Source organism: Coprococcus aceti (assembly GCF_025567285.1).
GTDB classification, from domain to species: domain Bacteria; phylum Bacillota; class Clostridia; order Lachnospirales; family Lachnospiraceae; genus Coprococcus; species Coprococcus aceti.
On record NZ_JAOQJT010000003.1, the window covers coordinates 142,274 to 163,251 of the forward strand.

Genomic DNA, 20,978 nt, shown 5'->3' on the forward strand with positions numbered 1-20,978 from the left:
GTCTATCCTCCTTGTACTATCAGTTTCCTTTTTCCAATGATCCAGATAAAATCCGTTATAAAATATAATAAAAGAATCCATATCACTTGAGTTGTTAGTGCTGCTGTAATTGTTTGGGATTCCATCCGTTGCGTTAAGATTGTTACAGGAATGGCATAAATTGCACGGAACGGAAGAAACTGATTTATTTTGAATAATAAATCTGGAAACATTGTTACAGGAATCCATACTCCTGATAATAGCTTATATACTGCTCCCAAAAACATATTCAGAGGCCATGTTACAATGAGCCAAAATGATAATAATCCTATGATAAGAGAATACAAGAATTGAATACAATAAGCCAATATAATTGAAAGTACTCCCAAAAAAAATTGTGTGTGATACAATATATGTGTGGGCATAATAACCATTGCAATAATACTTACTGGAATACAGCAGAACGCAATTTTTACAAGGGTGTCTCCTAAATGTCGGGAGAAGACCATTTTTCTGAAATCAATCGGTCTAATCAATTCTGTGACAATATTTCCAGATTGAATCTGAGTATTTATCCATTCGGTTGTATTGCATTCCATAAAAGAAGAAACTATGGTGGCAACAACAATATATTTTAAGGTATCTTCTTGATTTAATATTAGGTTTGTTTGACTGTTTGATAGAAAAAGGGCATTCCATATGGAAAATTGCAAGTACAAATATAGTAACCTTGACAGAAATCTGGCCCATATTGCACTTGGATAAACCATATGTTCCTTAATCCCGATTAATATGTAATCAATATATATCTTCATAGGCATTCTCCTTCGTATATGTTTCTTATTATTTGTTCAAGAGAGTTGTTCATCTGATCCTTTTGAAAGAGAACCTCGTTATGAATAGAATTGTATTTACTTTTCAATTCATCTAATGTACCGTTGTATAAAAGAGTGCCTTTATCAATTATAAGCATTTTCTGGCATAGTGATTCAATGTCTGAGATATCGTGAGTTGTCAGAATAATAGTGGTTTTTTTTATGTGATTCATTTTACAAATAAAATCTCGTATTTTTGCTTTTGCCAAAACATCTATCCCTATAGTGGGTTCATCAAGAAACAGTACTTCAGGGTTATGTAATAAGGCTGCCGCTAAATCTGCTTTCATTCTTTGACCAAGACTTAGAAGCCGTGGCGGTTTGAACATGAATTCGGACAGATTTAAGATATCGGAAAATATCTCAATGTTTTCATTATAAATATTTTCAGGAATGCGATACATATCCTTAAAGAGCTTAAAAGATTCAATTACTGGAATGTCCCAGCAAAGTACACTTCTCTGTCCAAATACAACACCGATTTTTCGCATAATCTCTTTTCTGTTTTCATTAAAGTTCAACCCATTGACAGAAATTGTACCCTTGTCCGGAGTAAGGATACCAGTCAGCATTTTTATGGTTGTAGATTTCCCAGCGCCATTTGCACCTATAAATCCCACAATATCACCTGTTTGAATGGTAAAAGAAATGTCATTTACAGCAGTTGCAAAAGAATATTTTTTTGCAACAAGGTATTTGATAGAGTTGTCCCTAATGGAACGTTTTTTTATTTTATAGCTTTTTGTTAAGTGTTCAACTTCTATGCTCATATTGGTTGCATTCCTTTCTTTTTTCTTGTATGATATCATTAAATTGTGTATCGGTAAAATTGAAATAACGAATGATGAAGTTCATTTAATTTGATAAGAGGGCGATAAAATGACAATAGTACAATTAGAAACTTTTTTAAAAATAACTGAAGCAGGAAGTTTCACAGCTGCTTCAAATATGTTGGGATATGCTCAATCAACGGTTACGACACAAATTAAACAGCTGGAGGAAGAGTTGAATTGTCTTTTGTTTGAACGGTTAGGAAAAAATATTGTTCTAACATTAGAGGGTAAAAGATTATTAATATATGCACAAAAAATGCTGCAACTGGAAAGAGAAATATTACTAGAAGTACCAAAATCAGAAGATCCTACAGGAATATTAAGGTTAGGGGTTTCTGAATCTTTGTGTTATAACATATTGCCCCATATTCTGCTGGAATATAAAAAGAGATTCCCTAAAATAGTAATAGAGCTTCAATTTATTACTCATGATACATTTCCTTCGATGTTAAAACAGGGAGCTTTAGATTTGGTTTATACCTTGAATCCTTACATTGAATCACCAGAATTGGTCATGCTACATAAGAAACCTGAAACATTAGGGTTCTATGCAAGCCCCGAATATCCGCTTGCAAACAGAAATCGTATTAAGGAAACAGATTTAGAAAATATTCCATTGCTCCTTACTTCGCATAGCTGTAATTTCAGATTAATGCTTATTCAGGATTTGGCAAAGTATTCCGTTACTCCTAAAATTGGAATAGAGACAAGCAGAAAAGAAATATTAAAACAGTTTGCAATAAATCAATTAGGTGTAGCTTTCATACCAGATATGGTAGCCAAAGAAGAAATAGAAAACGGCTCTCTAAAGAGACTTGATTGGGGAGGAAATGATTTTGCTATATTTTCACAGATTTTTATTCATAAAGACAAGCATTTAAATTCAGCAATAGAAGGATTGATTGAAATAATATTGGAAAATACTAATGAAAATATTGCTTAGATCTGTGCAGCGATTAATATAAAATATTTTTATTATTGTTGCACACCCCCATCCGTAGTCTGAATCCCCTTAACTGACTACGATTTGACTACTACACAAGGCATTGATTTGCTCCGTTTTGCATTATTTCGCAAAAAGTGTAGTTTTAGAGAAGAAAAATACGATGCCCGGAAAAGTCGATAAATCCTTGCAAAATAGGGCAATATAGGGCATTTTAGAACAGGAGAAATTTATGATTAGAGTTTTATTCATCTGCCACGGCAACATCTGCCGTTCCCCCATCTCTGAGTTCGTCCTCAAGGACATGGTAGAAAAACTCAGCATAGCAGATAAATTTGATATAGCTTCTGCGGCCACCAGCACTGAGGAGATCTGGGGCGGAAAAGGCAATCCGATATACCCACCGGCGCAGGAAGTGCTGAGGGCGCATGGCATAGGTAAGACGGCTTATACAGATTTTAGTGGCAAGAGGGCCAGGCAGGTTACAAGGCGGGATTATGAATATTATGATTACCTGCTCTGCGCAGATACAGCAAATGTGAGGAACACAATGCGCATAACCGGTCCGGACTACCAGGACAAGATACATTTGCTGCTCGATTATGCGGGAAGATATGGACAATCTATAGCTGATCCGTGGTATACAGGACGATTTGATGAGACATACAGGGATGTGTGTCAGGGATGCGAGGGATTTCTTGAGTATCTCAGGCAAGGCAATAGGTTGTAGATATGTGTTTACACTCTCGAAGGCATGGTTTTATATTGATTTTATATTGCTTGTTTTATATAGCAACACCACAAGAAACGTGATATGATTTACGCGTAAATGCATGAGAGAAAATATATAAACCACCAACGGAGGGCACACAAATGGAATTATACAAAGGCAGACCGGATACAAATGAAGGACGACTTGAGAGGGAGATCAGAGTTTATGATTTCCTTGATGATCACGGCATAGAGTATTGGCGCACAGATCATGCTCCAGCAGACACAATGGAAGTTTGCAGCGAGATAGATGCGGTGCTTGGGGCAACCATTTGTAAGAATCTGTTTTTGTGCAACAGGCAGAAGACGCAGTTCTATCTGCTCATGATGCCGGGCGACAAGCCGTTCAAGACAAAGGAGATCACATCGCAGATAGGCAGCGCGAGACTTTCATTTGCATCGCCGGAGGATATGGAGAAGTATCTGGATATCAGGCCGGGGGCGGTCAGCGTCATGGGTCTCATGAATGACCATGAGAATTATGTGCAGCTGCTTGTTGACGAGGATGTTATGAAGGGCGAGTATCTTGGATGCCATCCGTGTGTGAACACATCAAGTATGAAGGTCAGGACGGAGGATATATTTGGAAAGTTTCTTGAGGCGGTTCACCACGATATGATCAAGGTGACGCTCACTGGAGAATAGGAGTGGTAAAAATGATGGCAGAGCGAAGAAACGGGGGCAAGCCTCGCAGAGAAGAAAATAATAAAACGAGTGGCAGCGTAAACAAGAGAAAAGGACAGTCACATAGCAGAAAGTACGATGTAACAGGTGGAGAGAAACAAATAAAAACAGGAAGCAAAGGTAAAGCTGTACAGGGAAAACCGCGACAGGCACACTCATCACAATATAAGCTCAACCCGAACAGCAAATGTCCTATATCCCACCTGTGCGGTGGCTGTCAGTATGTGGATATGCCATATGAGCAGCAGCTTGCTGAGAAACAGAAGTATATAGATGACCTGCTCAGCGTATTTGGTCCTGTGGACAAGATAATAGGCATGAAGAATCCGTATCACTACAGGAATAAGGTCACTGCGGCATTCAGGAGAATGAAGAGCGGAGAAATAATTTCCGGGGTGTACGAGGAGGGAACACACAATATACTTCCAGTCGAGGACTGTTATGTGGAGGATGAGAAGGCTGCGGACATCATCAGAACATTTGCCGGACTGATAAAGTCGTTCAAGCTCCAGATATACAACGAGGATACAGGAACCGGACTTATCAGGCATTTGCAGATAAGAGTTGGAAGAAAGACTGGGCAGATCATGGTGATCATAGTTACAGCGTCGCCGGTATTCCCGTCCAAGAAGAATCTCGCAAAGACACTTGTGACGGCTCATCCGGAGATCACAACGATTGTCCAGAATATCAACATGAAGGACACCAGCATGGTCATAGGCGACAGAAATCAGGTTGTTTACGGCAAAGGTTATATAGAGGATATCCTATGCGGAAAGCGTTTCCGTATATCGCCGGGCAGCTTCTATCAGGTCAATCCGGAGCAGACGGAGGTCCTCTATGGCAAAGCCATCAAGTACGCGGATCTCAAGAAGAAGGAGACTGTGATCGATGCCTACTGCGGTATAGGAACCATAGGCATAGCTGCAAGCGACCGTGCAAAGAAGGTCATAGGCGTGGAGTTGAATGAAGCCGCTGTGCACGATGCCCGGGTGAATGTGAAGATGAACAAGATACAGAATGTTGATATTTACAGCAACGACGCCGGCAGATTTATGGTCGATGTCGCTGAGGAGGGTGACAGCGTAGATGTGGTATTCATGGATCCTCCGAGATCTGGAAGTACAGAGGAGTTCATGTCATCGGTCATCACACTTGGACCTAAAAGGGTTGTGTATATATCCTGCGGACCGGAGAGTCTTGCCCGGGATCTGAAATATATGACAAAGCACGGCTATCAGGTAATCAAGATGACCCCTGTGGACATGTTCCCGCTCACTCGCGGGGTAGAGACCGTGGTGCTCCTCACAAGGGCGGGTGCGGTACATCGTGGATAAAATTAACAAAAAGCCGGTTCTCTATGAGTGAGAACCGGCTCCGTTTATAAAAATGGAAGGTTTTATCGTAAATTAAATCACGTTACATATATTTGACAAGCTCATCGATGATAGGAGCGTAGTGTTCGCCTTCAAGACCATAGTCTTTTTCTTTGTAGTTCCATGCGGCGCGGCCTATTCCGTACTTTTCAAATACAGAATGGATATCTTTGTACCAGTTCAGAGTTCCGTCAAGTGGTGCCTGATCTATAACACCATATTCGCCGCAGTACATAAATCCGTCTCTTTCTTCAACAGCCTTGATGCCGTCGAGAAACATTTTTTCGAACAAATCAGGTCCGATGGAATTAAGTCCAAGGCTACTCTCGGTGATGGCCCCATGCATACACCCTTCGATCTGGCGGGATTTCTCCATGTAGTCATTGAAATCCCCCGGATATTCGATATGAAAATCTGAAGGCATACCTGTTACCCAGTAAGCAGACTGGTGGGTAAATACCATTGGCTCGTAACAGTGGAAATTGTAAACTATGTTCTCATCGTTGTGATGAGGGAGAAGCTTTATAGATGTAACAGCATTGTAGCCAACCCCACCGAGCAGGATCTTGGCAGTAGGTGCTTTCGCACGGATGATCTCGATGCATTTGCTTGATATTTCGTTCCACTCGTTTACAACGGTCGGACTTACGACCTCGTTCAGCGGCTCGAACATCATTATGTCTGCATCCTTTGCATATCTGTCTATGAGCTTTCTCCATATTCCATAGAATCTTTCCTGAAGAGGTTTCTCATGGAAGAATTCAAGAAGATGAGCCTCGTCGTCAAATATATATCCATATGTCTTGTGCAGATCAAGGACCATGTTGAGTTTGTACTTCCGGCACCACTCAATGCATGAATCGATGTAAGCGTAGCCGCCTTCCTTGTCACTTCCGTCCTCGTTTTCAAAATTATCGTAATCGATAGGAAGACGAACATGGTCAAGTCCCCAAGATGCTATTCTTGCAATATCTTTTTCTGTGATAAATGTGTCAAGATGCTCCTTGTCAAGTGGTCCCTGTGAAAGCCATCCACCTAAGTTTACTCCTTTTTTGAATCCGTCTAAATTTCTCATAAACCATAACCTCCTGTGAAATAATAAATTATATATTGCACTCATTTGCCGTTCGGGAGTGCTTATCAGTTTCGTTTTCTGTGACTTTATAGTAGCATTTGCGTTGATAAGAGAATATAATAAATGTGTCAATTATATAACAAATGTGTGATAGAGATATATGAATATCACAGAGGAAAGGCAGAAAGACAATGAAGATATCGAATGAGATAGTAAAACAGCAGTTTGTCCAGAGGGAATATGGACTGGCACATTCCACATACGACAATGAGCTCGATTTTTATCAGCTTGTGAGCAGCGGTGATGTGAAAGCTTTGTCTGGAATGTTGCTGACAGGCGATGAGGATGAGGCTGTTCTTGCTGCAAGAGGAATATTGTCAGATGACAAGGTTCGCAATAGGAGATATCACGAGATAGTGCTAGTGGCAATGATTTCCAGATTTTGCATAGAAGAGGGGATGGAGGAGATGGAGAGTTACAATCTCAGTGACTTCTATATTAATAAGCTGGACAAGGCGCAGACAGAACGGCAGATCATAGATGTACATAACCAACTGATTATGGACTATGCCAGGCGGATGAAAAAGGTGAAAAAGAAAGCTGCTATATCACCTCATTGTGTAAGGGCGATGGACTATGTGTATGATCATCTGCATGAAAGAATAGAAATTACAGAGATCTCAGAATTTGTGGGAGTGGAACGCTCTTATCTGAGCAAACTATTTCATAAGGAGGTCGGTCAGACAATCTCAGATTACATCATGGAGAAGAAGCTTCAGACTGCCAGAAATATGCTTCTGTATTCAGATTTTTCCTGTACGGAGATATCGCAATATCTGGCATTTGCCAGCGGAAGCTATTTTGCAAAATGCTTCAAGACAAAATATGGATCGACTCCGAATTCATATCGCAGGATAAATTACAGGAAACACTGGAAAGAGGCGAAATCATAGTCTTGTTATGTGCTGGTATAATTGACAACATCTGTCAAAGGTTGTAGAATTACATGAGTTTTATTTGTATATATAAGGAGAATGAATAGCTATGTCATCTTTTAGATTTCATGTGGCTCTCGCAGCCGCCAAACTGAGCAAGGGACTCATCCAGCTCCTGGGTAGGAACGGTACGCATACACCTGGAGTTATCGCCCTGAAGATATGTCCGGATTTCCTGGCACAGGCGCCCAAGGCACCGCTTACGATATGTGTCACAGGAACAAATGGTAAGACCACCTGTAGTAACCTGATAACTGATGTTTTGGAGAAGGATGGAAGAAGAGTTGTCAGCAACAGAACAGGTTCCAATATCGTCCCTGGCTGTACGACAAATGTCATCAACAGCCTTACATTTACGGGAAAGGTCAGAGTGGATGCCACTGTATTTGAGGTGGACGAGCGTGCTTCAAGGCTGATACTTCCATATGTGAAGCCGGATTATCTTGTTGTAACAGGACTTTTCAGAGATTCACTCAAGAGAAATGCTCACCCTGACTATATTTTCAGTGTCATAGATACCTACTGCCCTGATTCTGCAAAGGTTATCCTGAATGCGGACGAGCTTTGCTCAAGCATGTTGAAGAAAGACAGCTACAGAGTGTTCTATGGAATCGGCAAGCAGCCTGATGACAAGACCGAGCCATACAACCTTATCGCGGATTACCAGATCTGCCCTAACTGCGGCGAGAAGCTGAAGTACAATTACCTCAGATATCATCACATCGGCGATGTGGTATGCCCGAAGTGTGGACTTCACTCACCAGACAAGAAGTATCTGGCAACCGACATAGACAGAGAGAAGATGACAATTACTATACAGGAGGGAGACAAGAAGACAGTTTATCCGCTGATCCATACAGCTCTCTTCAATATATATAATGAAGTTACAGTTATCTCGGCACTGCGCGAGATCGGTCTCTCGGCTGAGAGAATCAAGGAACTCATGGGTCAGATCCATATACCGGATTCCCGCCACAACGAGACTACAGTGAATGGTGTTACAGTAATCCAGGCGCTCTCAAAGGGACAGAGTGCGGTTTCTTCATCCAGAACATTTGAGTATGTGGCAAATGAGGAGGGCAAGAAGGCTATCCTCCTTGCGATGGACGATCTTGAGGACAGACAGAAGAGTATAGAGTTCTCAGGCTGGATATACGATCTGGAGTATGAGCAGTTCAACAGGGATGATGTTGTACAGGTCATCTGCACAGGACCTAGATGCTACGACCACAAGGTGAGATGCTTACTGGCTGGTATCCCTGAGGAGAAGATACTCACAAATCTCAGCGAGGTCGCTGCGGCAGACGATGTGACTATAGATGGTGTTGACAGAATATATATCCTGTACGACTGTGAGAATTACGGAATGTCATGTGAGATGAAGAAGAAGATAATCAAGAGACTGGAGGGTGACAAATAATGAAGATTGAGATTTTATATCCGGAAATATGTACACTCTACGGTGACAAAGGAAATACAATGTACCTGCAGAAATGTCTGCCGGATGCGGAATTTGTGACAACAGGACTTAATGAGAAGCCACTCTTCCTCAAAGAGAATATAGACATGGTGTATATGTGTTCCATGAGCGAGAAGAGCCAGGAGCTCGTGCTTGACAGACTGATGCAGTACAAGGACGAGATCGCAGCATGCATGAAGGATGGAAAGGCGCTTTTCCTTCTGGTTGGCAATTCCATGGAACTCCTTGGTGATTATATCAAGAGAGAGGATGGAACCAGAGTTACAGGACTTGGCGTTGTTCCGGGCATGTACTCAGTCCGCCAGACTCCGAATCGTTTCAACACGCTCATCAAGGCGAAGTTCAACGATATGACACTCATCGGATACACAAGCCGATTTGCACACACTTACGGAATACCTGATGATATGACATTCTGCAAGGTGGAGATCGGACAGGGCAGCAATCCTGATACCATGAATGAGGGAATCTGCAAGAACAGAGTAATTGCGACATACATTCATGGACCACTGCTCATTCAGAATCCTGATTTTGTACATTATCTGTTGGAAAAACTGGATGCTCCTATGAAAGAGATACCATTTGAGGCAGCTATGCGCAAGGCATATGATGTGAAACTTGCTGAGTATGGCAAACCTGATCTGGAGCTGTCATAATATAGAGAATTATAGTGATAATTAAGCCCCGGTGGCCTTTGATATGTACCTGAAATCCAGGACATATGTCAGTATGCTGCCGGGGATTTTATATGTAGTAATGTATAAAACTATACATTTTGTATAGTTATGTAAACCCATTGAAAAGAAAAAGATAATATGTCACAATACAGATGTTGCCACCCCTAGACAGGCTAGGAAAGGGAGGATCGCAGTGGCAGAACGGAGATAAGTAAGTGGTAATCAGCCCAAGGAGTACGTCGCCTTTAAAAGACGGAGAAAACCCCAGTAGCGCCAACTACTGGGGTTTTCGTTATGCTTTTGGGAAAGCATATGTCAGAATTTCTTGTTTCATTGTTGCTGACATTATATCATATGAATTTTACCTTCGCAACATTCATTTTCCTCACATATCTTAATGTTTTTTCAGATGTATCAACTCAAAAGAAAGTAGTATAATGATATCGCAAGAAGAAAAAACAAGCGACGCGAAGCGGCATTTGTTTTTTTCTTGCGATATCAACGAGAACCCGTTCGGCGGAGCCGAACATGGAGCGCGGCAGCGCGAGGGTTCGAGTCTGCCAAAAGCAAGAAGGAAAAAGCACGACGCGAAGCGGCATTTGTTTTTTTCTTGCGATATCAACGAGAACCCGTTCGGCGGAGCCGAACATGGAGCGCGGCAGCGCGAGGGTTCGAGTCTGCTAAAAGCAAGAAGAAAAATGCGCGACGCGAAGCGGCATTNAATGCCGCTTCGCGTCGCGCATTTTTCTTCTTGCTTTTAGCAGACTCGAACCCTCGCGCTGCCGCGCTCCATGTTCGGCTCCGCCGAACGGGTTCTCGTTGATATCGCAAGAAAAAAACAAATGAAGAGACAATGTGAAAGGAGCAGTGGGTTACATGTTAAAGGACTGGAACAAGCCGGAGCGTCCATCGGATGATGAGATAGACACTCGATTAAAGATCGCCAGAGAGAATCTGACACGCAATCAGATCAAGGTAAAGGAAGGCAAGATACCTGTATTTGTCATATTTGAAGGCTGGGGGGCTGCAGGTAAGGGAAGTCTTGTCGGAAGGATCATCAAGAATATGGATCCGAGATTTTTCAACGTTGAGTCAGTGAAATATTCCACAGACGAGGAAAAACGCAGACCATTCCTGTACAAGTATTTTACGAGAATACCGGAACAGGGGGAGTTTGCATTTCTGGATGGTGGCTGGATGAGGGACATAGTAGGTGGCAAGATGTCCGGGGAGCTGTCAGATAAGGAATACCGGAAGAGAGTTGACAGCACCAAGAGATTTGAGAGGACTCTGGCGGACAACGGATATCTGGTCATGAAATTTTTCTTCCAGATAGACAAGCACGAGCAGAAGAAGAGGCTTGAAACACTTCTTGAAGATGATACGACAAACTGGAGAGTGTCTAAGCATGATCTGAAGCAGAACAAAAAGTATGACGAGTATCTTGAGGCATTTGACAGCTTTATGTATGACACCAATCTGTCAAATGCACCGTGGTACATGATAGATGCAAAGGAGAGAAAATGGGCAGAACTTCAGATACTCGATATCATCAATCAGGGAATAGAGACTGCGCTGCTCAATCAGGGGCATGCTGTACCTATACTGCAGAATACATTTGCGCTCAAGAAGATCCCGAAACTTTCCGAGGTGTCTCTCGACAAGAAACTGACGGATGAGGAGTACAAGGAGGAACTTGACAAGCTGCAGAAGAAACTCGGCAGACTGCACAATGAGCTTTACCAGAAGAGGATACCTGTTATCATAGGCTACGAAGGTTGGGATGCGGCAGGCAAAGGTGGAAATATCAAAAGGATAGCGGAGGCACTTGATGCGAGAGGTTATGTGGTAAATCCTATAGCAAGTCCGGAGCCACACGAGAAGGCAAGGCATTTTCTGTGGAGATTTTGGACAAGACTTCCAAAGTCTGGGCATGTGGCTATATTTGACAGAACATGGTATGGCAGAGTCATGGTTGAGAGACTTGAGGGTTTCTGCTCGGAGAATGATTGGCAGCGGGCGTACAATGAGATAAATGAATTTGAGAAGGAACTGCACGACTGGGGAGCTGTAGTCATCAAATTTTGGGTTCAGATTGACAAAGATACACAGCTTGAGAGATTCACACTCAGACAGAACACGCCTGAGAAACGCTGGAAGATCACAGATGAGGACTGGCGCAACCGTGACAAATGGGATGACTATGAGACTGCGGTGGATGAGATGCTGGAAAAGACTAACACCAGCTTTGCGCCATGGCACATATTGGAGTCAAATGACAAGAAGTATGCCAGAATAAAAGCCCTCAAGATCGTTATCAAGGCGATAGAGGATAAGCTGGAGCAGGTTGAAAAGAACTAAAAATGCATATAGGACTGAGAGTCCATGCTGGAAATAGAACACATAAGGCGGTGATACACAACAGAAGTATCACCGCCTTTTTCAAAAAGGTTTAAGGAAGGAAAAAGTTATTATCAGATTTAATTATTTTCCTTGATGATGGATACTCCAAACGGAGCCAATTCCATTTTGCCATCAAATATATTCTTCGTCTGAATGTCGGTTCCGTGAACTTCAGATATTGTCTGAGGTTCGTTGGTGTTGTTCAGGTAAAATCCATATGCAGTTCCGTCATCTGCATATCTGCAGTGATACTGAACTCCGTCAGGGAGATCTTTTATGGCGATACCGGCGTTCACCATCATCTGCTCCATGATCTCACCGAGTTTACTGTAATCTATTCTTGCAGCCACGTAGTAGGCCTTGCCCTCGCCGTAGCTGTTCACTGTCACTGCTGCATTTCCGGCGTAGAAATCAGAATCGTAGGTTCCAAGTACATCCGCCGTTCCGACTCTCAGGATCTCAGCATAGTCACGGAGTTCGCATGAACTGCCATCTGTGAAGCTCACGCTGTTTCTGTCAGATGGATACAGGGTGTCTATCTCTTCACTGATGATTCCAAATACATCTGCAAGTCCATTTCCCGGGAATCCACCGAGTATACAGAGCTGATCCTTGTCTACATAGCCCGTAAAGTAAGTGGATAGAAGCTGTCCGCCCCTCTTTACAAATGCGGCAAGAGACTCGGCTGCGCCATCTCTCAGCATGTAGAGCATAGGTGCAACAACCACATCGTAATCGTCGAGTGGTTCATCGGATGCAATGACGTCCACGTCAACGCCGCGCTTTGTCAGCTCTTTGTATACAGACATACAGGTCTCAGGATATTTTTTTGATTCCTGCCCCAGAGCCTTGACATCATCTATGGCCCACATATTGTCCCAGTCGAACAGCAGTGCAACCTTTGATCTGATGAGTGTGCCGGTTATCTCGGAGAGCCCATCAAGCTCTGCGCCGAGGGCGGCAACCTCCTTGAATATTCTGGTGTCATTTGTTCCGAGATGGTCAACAACGGCACCGTGATACTGTTCAAATGAGCCCCTGCCCTTTCGCCACTGGAAGTACTGAACAGTGTCAGAACCGCAGGCTATAGCGTTGTATGAGAACAGCTTGTGGATGCCCGGTCTTTTGAGTTTGTTATATGGATGCCAATTTACAAGCCCCGGAGCACTCTCCATAAGCATGAAAGGCTTATCCTTCTTCATGGATCTCATGACTGCGTGGTCAAATGTGTTCTGCCCCATGACATCCGCAAGGCTTTCATAGTCGTTGTGGAATCTAGGGTATGAATCCCATGAGATCACATCAAGTTCCTTTGCCATTGGTCTGTAGTCAAGACCATCGTAGAGCTGCATAAAGTTGGTTGTTATAGGTATTTCAGGGGTGAGTTCACGGAGGAGCGTTATCTCTGATTTCATGTAATCGTTCATGTTCCATGTGGTAAATCTCTTCCATTCGAGATTCAGCCCCATGATACTGAAATCACCATTTTTGTATGGCGGCTCAATCTGTGAGAAGCTGTTGTATGAGTGACTCCAGAAGGTGGTCCACCATGCTTTGTTCAGCTTGTTTATGTCGTGGTCGAACTTCTCTGCGAGGTAATTCTGAAATCTTTTCACACAGAGACGGCAGTAGCACTCGCCACCAAGCTCATTTGACACATGCCACATGATGAGTCCCGGATGGTTTCCCACATGGGCGTGGAGCTGACGGATGATATTGGCAACTTTTTCTCTGTATACAGGTGAGCTCATGCAGTGGTTCTCACGGACGCCCTGATGTTCCCTGACGTCATATGAATCCACACGCCTGATCTCAGGATACTTCTGTGCCATCCATGCCGGTTTGCCGCCCGATGGCGTGGCAAGAATGGTGTAAATGCCTGCATTATACAGGTTGTCCATAACATCCTTCAGCCAGTCAAAATGGTATTCGCCCTCAACAGGTTCGTATGCTGACCATGAGAAAACCCCAAGAGTAGCGGAAGTCATTCCTGCCTCCTTCATCATCTCGATATCCTTTGCCAGAATATCAGGGCGGTCGAGCCACTGTTCAGCATTGTAATCACCGCCGTGTAGTATTCCGTTTATCTGTGGAAAAAGCTTGTTTTTGTTCATTTATCTGTCATCTCCTATAAATAAAGGTAATGTGCTCTATGTGATCTGTTTTAAGTGTAGAATATATGCGCAAACGGTTGCACAGCTTGCTATTTAAAGGTAGCACAAATAGACAAATAATTCAATTGTAATTTGACAATACATTTTAATTTGTGCAAAATATACAAAATATATACACTGCCATTCATCAGGACAATATTGTATATAATTAAGAAAAACGGCTTGAAATAAGAGATATAATTGCTTATGATTAAGATATCATGAATTGCTCAAAGTTGCGCAATTTGTCAATTCTTACAAGATGTACAAAAGTGAGGTAAAAAGCTATCGAACAGTGTCAAAAATCTATATAATAAAAGTATTGAGGGATGAACGGAAAATATAAGGTTGGAACGTATAGTTTAAGGAGGAGTTTTATGATAAAAAAGAGGAAATCATATAGAGTGGTGGCAGGCAGTATAAGGTCTGAGTTGTTAAGGGGGCTGAGCAGAAAAATCTGTATCGGTGCCTTGGCATTTTCAGCGGCGGTTGTGCTATTGCCAGGCGGTAAAGTGGGAGCATATGCATCTGATCAGACTCGGGTAAGTTCAGATGAGAGTCAGGTTACAGTAGGGTATGATGATCTGGACGACACTTTGCAGAAAGGCGGACTTGGCGTTGTAACTGAGCTGCAGGATGGTGTGGCTACACTGGCATCTACATATAACGCAGCAGCTCTGGAGGAGCGTATTGTTGAAGGAATCAAGGCGTGGCAGACGAATATAGATGTATCGGGACTTGGCCTTACGAGCGACGATATTGATAACGGGGCAGTAAGATCTATTATCAATTCTCATCCTGAGTTTATCAGTCTGTCGGGAGGCTATAGATATTGGACTTCTGGCTCCACGATCACCAAAATAGAATTTACATATTTGACAAATGCAAAGGAGGAGCAGCAGGAGCTTGATACTGCACTTCAGGAAGTCAAGAGCAAGATAGATACCAGTGGAATGAGCGATGAAGAGATAGTACTTGCATATCATGAGTATCTCACATCCACAGTTGCATATGCATATGAGGATTATTTCAATGGAACGATTGCTGCAAATCACGGGTACGATATGTATGGAGCTTTGATTAAACATAGTTGTGTGTGTCAGGGATATGCCGAGACTATGTTTTATCTGCTAAGAGAGGCTGGTCTTTCATGTGCAATCGCATCAAGTGAAAATATCAATCACGCGTGGAACATAGTTAAGATACATGGAAAATGGTATCACATAGATGCAACTTGGGACGATCCGGTGTGGGATATGCCTGGAAGATCATATCATGATTATTTCCTTGTCAGCTTTGATACAATGAATAAGAATACACTCATCAACCATACTAAGGACAGAACGGATATGGTTGTCAGCGCACAGTGGGGAGATAAATATACGACAGCGGTGGACGCCACTTATGAGAGTGGTAAGTTCTGGAATGGTATTGAGAAAGCTATTTTTTATAAAGACGGTTATTGGTACAGCATAGGTGAGGGCAGTTCGAAAACATCATTTAACATAAATAAGTACCAGTATTCGACTAACATAAACAAGGTTTTGTATTCGGGCACTGCAAAATGGACAACTCCGAGTGGTGGGTATTATCCTGGTGTTTATAGTTCAATATATCTCCGAGGTGATAATTTATATTTTACTACTCCGGATAGCTTGAACAAGATAGATATAACATCAACAAATGTAACTCCTACAGAGCTTATAAATATACGAACACAGTATAATAGTTCAACAGGAAATAATTTATATGCGTTTGGAGAACAGTATGGTAAGCTGGTGTATTTTATTACAGATTCTCCTAATATAAAGAAAACTAAGGATTCAAGCAATTCAAGCAAGTATAACAAGGAGTATGCCGAGTATACATTCGAGATGTGCATAAGCCACAAGTGGGATGCTGGAGTGGTGACAAAGGAGCCGACCTACACAAGTACAGGAACCAAGAAGTACACCTGTACAAACTGCGGTGAGACCAAGAGCGAAACGATAGCCAAACTTGTATGTACGAGCCACGTGTGGGATAGCGGCAAGGTTGTGACAGCGCCGACATACAAGACAGAGGGAACCAAGAAGTATACGTGTAAGAATTGCGGAACAACCAAGACCGAAACGATAGCCAAGCTGGTATGTACAAATCATGCATGGGATGCCGGAGTAGTGACAATACAACCAACATACAAGACAGAGGGAACAAGAAAGTACACCTGTACAAACTGTGGCGAGACAAAGACCGAGACTATAGCTAAGCTTGTATGTACAGATCATGCATGGGATGCCGGAGTAGTGATAAAACAGCCAACATACAAGACAGAGGGAACCAAGAAGTACACCTGTACAAACTGTGGCGAGACAAAGACCGAGACTATAGCCAAGCTGGTGTGCACCGAGCATGTATGGGATGCTGGAGTAGTAGTAACAGCACCTACGTATACAAGCACAGGTACAAAGAAATATACATGTGAGAACTGCGGTGAGACAAAGACCGAGACTATAGCTAAGCTTGTATGTACCGAGCATGCATGGGATGCCGGAGTAATTGTAACAGCACCTACGTATACAAACACAGGTACAAAGAAATATACATGTGAGAACTGTGGCGAGACAAAGACAGAGACTATAGCCAGGCTTGTATGTACAAATCATGCATGGGATGCCGGGGTAGTGACAAAACAGCCAACATACAAGACAGAGGGAACCAGGAAGTACACCTGTACAAACTGTGGCGAGACAAAGACTGAGACTATAGCCAGGCTTGTATGTACAAATCATGCATGGGATGCCGGAGTAGTGACAAAACAGCCAACATACAAGACAGAGGGAACAAGAAAGTACACCTGTACAAACTGTGGCGAGACAAAGACCAAGACTATAGCTAAGCTTGTATGTACGACCCATGCATGGGATAATGGAACGGTTACTAAGAAAGCTACATATACAGCTACAGGAGTCAGGAAATATACGTGCAAGACATGTGGCGCAGCAAAGCAGGTCACAATTGCAAGGCTGAAGCTTGCGAAGGTAACCGTAAAGTCTGCACAGCAGGCCGGCGCGATAAAGCTTACCTGGAATAAAGCGTCAGGGGCATCTGGTTACAAGATATACAGGAGAACCGCCAAGGGAAGATATGTATGCATCAAGACAGTCAAGTCGGGAACGACAAGCTATGTAGACAAGACAGTCAAGTCAGGAAACAGGTATTACTACTGTGTAAAGGCATATAATGGAAATGTACTCAGTGGATATACAGAGGCAAGTATTCTCTACATCAAGGCTCCGGTTGTCACGGTCAGGAAGTCAGCACAGGGAGTGAAACTTTCCTGGAAAAAGTCTGCCGGTGCAAAAAAATACATTGTGTATAGAAAGACACCAACAGGCAAATACAGGGCAGTCAAGACTGTAACAGCGAAAACTCTCAGTTGGACAGACAAAACGGCAAAGAAAGGTCAGACTTATTATTACATTGTGAAGGCAGTGAATAATAAGACATACAGTGTAGCGTCACCGCAGAAGAAAATAAAAAGGTAGATGCTTACTGCGTAATTATAAGGGAGAAAAAGAATGAAATATGAAAATGTAAGACTCACAGAAGCTGTGCGGCGTATCAGGATGATATTTGTGGTGGGCGTCATCGCTGCGTGTGTGCTGTACGGCGGAAAAATACCAGCATTTGCGGAAGATACTCAGGAACAGTATGACTCATCACAGAGCAGCTATGGTCAGTTGCTTGAGCAGGAGGGCGATACTTCAGGTATCCTGCAATTTGGCGGACAGATAATAGAAGATGAAGCATCGGATTCATCGGAAGCGTCACTGGCAGCGGCAAATTCAAAGAAATATGAGAGTGCCATTGTCGGCGCTGTGGAGAAATTTTCACCGAGACTCAATGTAAAGAGCTGGGGATTGACCACACGAAATGTTGCAAATGTAGTCACAACCGCAATGAATGCGCATCCCGAGGTCGTGTATGTGGCAAGATACAGTTATCTGTATGACCAGACCACAGGAAAGGTCGTGTATCTGAAGTTCTCATACAAGCCAAATGCCCGAACCGAAAAGAAGCAGTTGGATGCAGCCATAGCGGAAGTGAACAAGCAGATAAATACAAAGAACATGAAGCCGGCAGAGATCGTGCTTGCATATCATGAGTTCCTGACATCCACAGTTGCATATGACACCAGCGGGGCTAAGGAATTTGATCCAACAACCGGAAGAGACCACATGTATGATATGTATGGTGTATTGGTTAAGAGGAGCAGCGTGTGTCAGGGATATGCGGAGACCATGTGGTATTTCCTCAGGAAAGCCGGGGTTCCGTGTGGAGTTGCCACAAGCCAGTATGTAAACCATGCGTGGAATGTTGTAAATATAGGTGGAAAGTGGTATCACGTTGACGCAACCTGGGATGATCCCGCAAGTGATATACCGGGAAGGTCGATGCATGATTATTTCCTTGTAAGCTTTGACACCCTGAACAGTAAGACTAAGGCCGCCAGCAGCGATTATTATCTTGGCAGATATGACACAAAGGTGGGAAATGTATGGAAGGGAACATACAGCAATGCCACGGATAAGCGATATGAAAAAGGCCAGTTCTGGAATGGCGTTGAGAAGGTAATCTTTTATAGAAAGGGCTACTGGTACAGCATAAAGCAGGGCAGCCAGTCATCATACTATCAGATAAACAAGTACAGCTTCACCAACGGTGTAAATACAACGATATTTACCGGGCAGGATGAATGGCTGGATACAGATGGTACGGCACTTAACAAACAGTATGGAACAATGTTCCTTGCACAGGAAAAGCTCTATTTCTGCACATCGAGATATGTTGCATGGATAGATCTTGAGGTAAATGAGCGCAAGGCGTGGGCTATATATGACATAAGACAGAAGTATGTATCAGGTGTAAACATATATGGAATGGGATATTACGGAAATGATGTTGTGATCTGGGTTTCCGACACTCCATCCTGTACAAGAAAGGACGCTTATTATCTCGGAGCATGTATGAGCCACAAATGGCAGGCGGGAGAGGTTACAAAACAGCCGACATTCACATCCCAGGGATCGCAGAAGTACAAATGCAGCAACTGCGGATATACCAAGAATGTCACACTTGACAAATTGAAGCTTGCGACGGTGACGGTCAAAACGAAGAATACAGGTAAGGGAATAAGCCTCACCTGGAATACCGATTCAAGAGCCACCGGTTATAAGGTATACAGACGCACAGGCAAGGGTGCATACAGACTTATAAAGACAGTGAAGGGAAGCTCTGTGAGATCAATGGTAGACAGATCTGTTGTAGGAGGAAAGACCTACACATACAGAGTATCGGCATACAACAGCTATACAAAGGGCGGCTCCAAGGCAAAGAGCCAGTATTATATAGGTTGCACGACCGCAAGAGCAAAGAATACCTCACAGGGAGTAAGAGTCTCCTGGAAGAAGACAAAGGGAGCCGCCGGCTATAAGATATACAAAAAGACAGGCAGCGGCAGATTCAAATGTGTGAAGGTTGTGAAAGCAAAGACCAGAACATATCTTGACCGCCGTGTGAAGTCAGGAACAAAGTACACATACTTTGTAAAACCATACAAAGGAAAGACGGCAGGAACCTACAAGAAGGCTAGTGTCAAGTACAGATAAAAAGTAAATAGAGCGCGTAAAAAATACCATGTACAGCATTTCGCCTGTACATGGTATTTTTGCTTTTGTTATATGCTTAGAATGATATTATTTTTCATTCTTGTGTTCTGTTATGTCCCTGTGGGAATTGTCGAACAGATCTGTGTCGGCCACATCTGATGAATCATTTCGATTCAGCGTCTCGCCTATGCGGGCCTTTGCCTCAGTTCCGGCAGCCTTGATACCCTCGGTGATCACCTCGCTCTTTTCCTTGAGATTTTCACTTATCACAGCGCTTTTTTCCTTTACGTTCTCTGTAAGCTCCTCAGCCTTCAGTTTGATCTTCTTTGTTATGGAGAAGCTTTCAGGGTTATTCTCAAATGCTCGTTTGATCGATGCTGTATCGTGAAGAGAGAGAAGGAAGCTTGGCTTCTCCTTGAACTTCTCACGATCCAGAGCCAGTCGGGACTTGAGTTCCTCAACACGGACAATAAGATCATTCTCTTTCGCAAATTTCTTCACCTTGCTCATCAGGTTGAATGATACAACACAGTCGATCACGAATACCCCGTAGAAGAAACCGATGAAGAAGGAGAATGTCAGGTGATCCGCCAGCCAGTACACAGCGTTCAGTATGTGTGGATGGAGGAAGAAATAGTACAGTGCCGCGATCACACCCCAGAAGAATGAGAACAGCGGACATATGATGCCCTGTATATTGCCCCACTCATCTGAGTAGTCCCACAGCTTGATGTTCATTCCTATTATAAATATACGTCCGGCAATGTATTCCACAACGGTCATGGCGATGGCCATGATCAGTACCACCAGAACCTTTTGCAAAACAGGATGGGCGTCAACAGCATCTATATGGATCAGGGACAGGAGATACAGCACCACCAGGCCTGAACCGTAGAGAGGCAGGTAAGGTCCGATGAGGAATCCCGGGTTGATCCATTTGTGGCTTGGGTTGCTCTTGGAGAAGAACTTTCTGAATATGACTTCAATGCACCAGCCCATGATGCATCCTATGAAAAATAAAAATAATATTACCAGAATACTTTTGATATTGAAATTATCCATACATGGAATCTCCTTTGTATA

At 43.0% G+C, this 20,978-nt stretch carries 15 protein-coding genes; 10 read left to right on the top strand and 5 right to left on the bottom strand.

The genetic code is table 11. The features are described 5' to 3' along the window. Positions 1 to 2: 2 nt before the first annotated feature. Positions 3 to 794 (bottom strand): ABC transporter permease, encoded by a 792-nt coding sequence (locus OCV54_RS05560; RefSeq protein WP_055223005.1) that lies wholly within the window; start codon positions 792 to 794, stop codon positions 3 to 5. Beyond that, positions 791 to 1,624 (bottom strand): ABC transporter ATP-binding protein, encoded by an 834-nt coding sequence (locus OCV54_RS05565; RefSeq protein WP_055223007.1) that lies wholly within the window; start codon positions 1,622 to 1,624, stop codon positions 791 to 793. The genes OCV54_RS05560 and OCV54_RS05565 overlap by 4 nt, the downstream gene beginning before the upstream one ends. Before the next feature lie 109 nt (positions 1,625 to 1,733). Here OCV54_RS05565 and OCV54_RS05570 point away from each other — a divergent pair, with 109 nt between their 5' ends. The 4 genes from OCV54_RS05570 to rlmD all read left to right on the top strand — a co-directional run bounded on the left by OCV54_RS05570 (position 1,734) and on the right by rlmD (position 5,422). Continuing rightward, positions 1,734 to 2,630, top strand: coding sequence for a LysR family transcriptional regulator (locus OCV54_RS05570; protein WP_015533660.1), 897 nt, complete (start codon positions 1,734 to 1,736; stop codon positions 2,628 to 2,630). Positions 2,631 to 2,862: 232 nt separating this feature from the next. After that, positions 2,863 to 3,360: a low molecular weight protein-tyrosine-phosphatase gene (locus OCV54_RS05575; RefSeq protein WP_015533661.1), complete on the top strand. Its 498-nt coding sequence runs from the start codon at positions 2,863 to 2,865 to the stop codon at positions 3,358 to 3,360. A 143-nt stretch (positions 3,361 to 3,503) separates the two neighbouring features. Further along, the gene (locus OCV54_RS05580) at positions 3,504 to 4,046 is read left to right on the top strand and encodes a prolyl-tRNA synthetase associated domain-containing protein (protein ID WP_015533662.1); all 543 of its coding nucleotides are present in this window, start codon (positions 3,504 to 3,506) and stop codon (positions 4,044 to 4,046) included. An 11-nt stretch (positions 4,047 to 4,057) separates the two neighbouring features. Further along, positions 4,058 to 5,422, top strand: coding sequence for a 23S rRNA (uracil(1939)-C(5))-methyltransferase RlmD (rlmD, locus tag OCV54_RS05585; RefSeq protein WP_055223009.1), 1,365 nt, complete (start codon positions 4,058 to 4,060; stop codon positions 5,420 to 5,422). Between the two features lie 82 nt (positions 5,423 to 5,504). On the opposite strand, the gene OCV54_RS05590 is transcribed toward rlmD, so the two are convergent. Beyond that, positions 5,505 to 6,536, bottom strand: coding sequence for a glycoside hydrolase family 5 protein (locus tag OCV54_RS05590; RefSeq protein ID WP_055223012.1), 1,032 nt, complete (start codon positions 6,534 to 6,536; stop codon positions 5,505 to 5,507). A gap of 191 nt (positions 6,537 to 6,727) precedes the next feature. On the opposite strand from OCV54_RS05590, the gene OCV54_RS05595 reads away from it, so the two are divergent. The 4 genes from OCV54_RS05595 to pap all read left to right on the top strand — a co-directional run bounded on the left by OCV54_RS05595 (position 6,728) and on the right by pap (position 12,049). Further along, the gene (locus tag OCV54_RS05595; RefSeq protein WP_015533664.1) at positions 6,728 to 7,489 is read left to right on the top strand and encodes a helix-turn-helix transcriptional regulator; all 762 of its coding nucleotides are present in this window, start codon (positions 6,728 to 6,730) and stop codon (positions 7,487 to 7,489) included. 91 nt (positions 7,490 to 7,580) lie between these two features. Further along, positions 7,581 to 8,951, top strand: a complete 1,371-nt coding sequence (locus OCV54_RS05600; RefSeq protein ID WP_022215873.1) for a Mur ligase family protein — start codon at positions 7,581 to 7,583, stop codon at positions 8,949 to 8,951. Then, complete coding sequence (locus tag OCV54_RS05605; protein ID WP_022215872.1) at positions 8,951 to 9,667, top strand: glutamine amidotransferase; 717 nt, start codon at positions 8,951 to 8,953, stop codon at positions 9,665 to 9,667. The genes OCV54_RS05600 and OCV54_RS05605 overlap by 1 nt, the downstream gene beginning before the upstream one ends. A gap of 897 nt (positions 9,668 to 10,564) precedes the next feature. Continuing rightward, positions 10,565 to 12,049 carry a polyphosphate:AMP phosphotransferase gene (pap, locus tag OCV54_RS05610; protein WP_055223016.1) on the top strand — a complete coding sequence of 495 codons (1,485 nt, stop codon included), beginning with the start codon at positions 10,565 to 10,567 and terminating at the stop codon, positions 12,047 to 12,049. Between the two features lie 119 nt (positions 12,050 to 12,168). Here pap and OCV54_RS05615 read toward each other — a convergent pair whose 3' ends face one another. Further along, the gene (locus tag OCV54_RS05615; RefSeq protein ID WP_055223018.1) at positions 12,169 to 14,205 is read right to left on the bottom strand and encodes a beta-galactosidase; all 2,037 of its coding nucleotides are present in this window, start codon (positions 14,203 to 14,205) and stop codon (positions 12,169 to 12,171) included. A 416-nt stretch (positions 14,206 to 14,621) separates the two neighbouring features. Here OCV54_RS05615 and OCV54_RS05620 point away from each other — a divergent pair, with 416 nt between their 5' ends. Further along, positions 14,622 to 17,771, top strand: coding sequence for a transglutaminase domain-containing protein (locus OCV54_RS05620; protein ID WP_055223020.1), 3,150 nt, complete (start codon positions 14,622 to 14,624; stop codon positions 17,769 to 17,771). 33 nt (positions 17,772 to 17,804) lie between these two features. Then, positions 17,805 to 19,895, top strand: coding sequence for a fibronectin type III domain-containing protein (locus tag OCV54_RS05625; protein ID WP_055223022.1), 2,091 nt, complete (start codon positions 17,805 to 17,807; stop codon positions 19,893 to 19,895). 87 nt (positions 19,896 to 19,982) lie between these two features. On the opposite strand, the gene OCV54_RS05630 is transcribed toward OCV54_RS05625, so the two are convergent. Then, positions 19,983 to 20,957: a putative ABC transporter permease gene (locus OCV54_RS05630; RefSeq protein WP_055223024.1), complete on the bottom strand. Its 975-nt coding sequence runs from the start codon at positions 20,955 to 20,957 to the stop codon at positions 19,983 to 19,985. Positions 20,958 to 20,978: the final 21 nt, after the last annotated feature.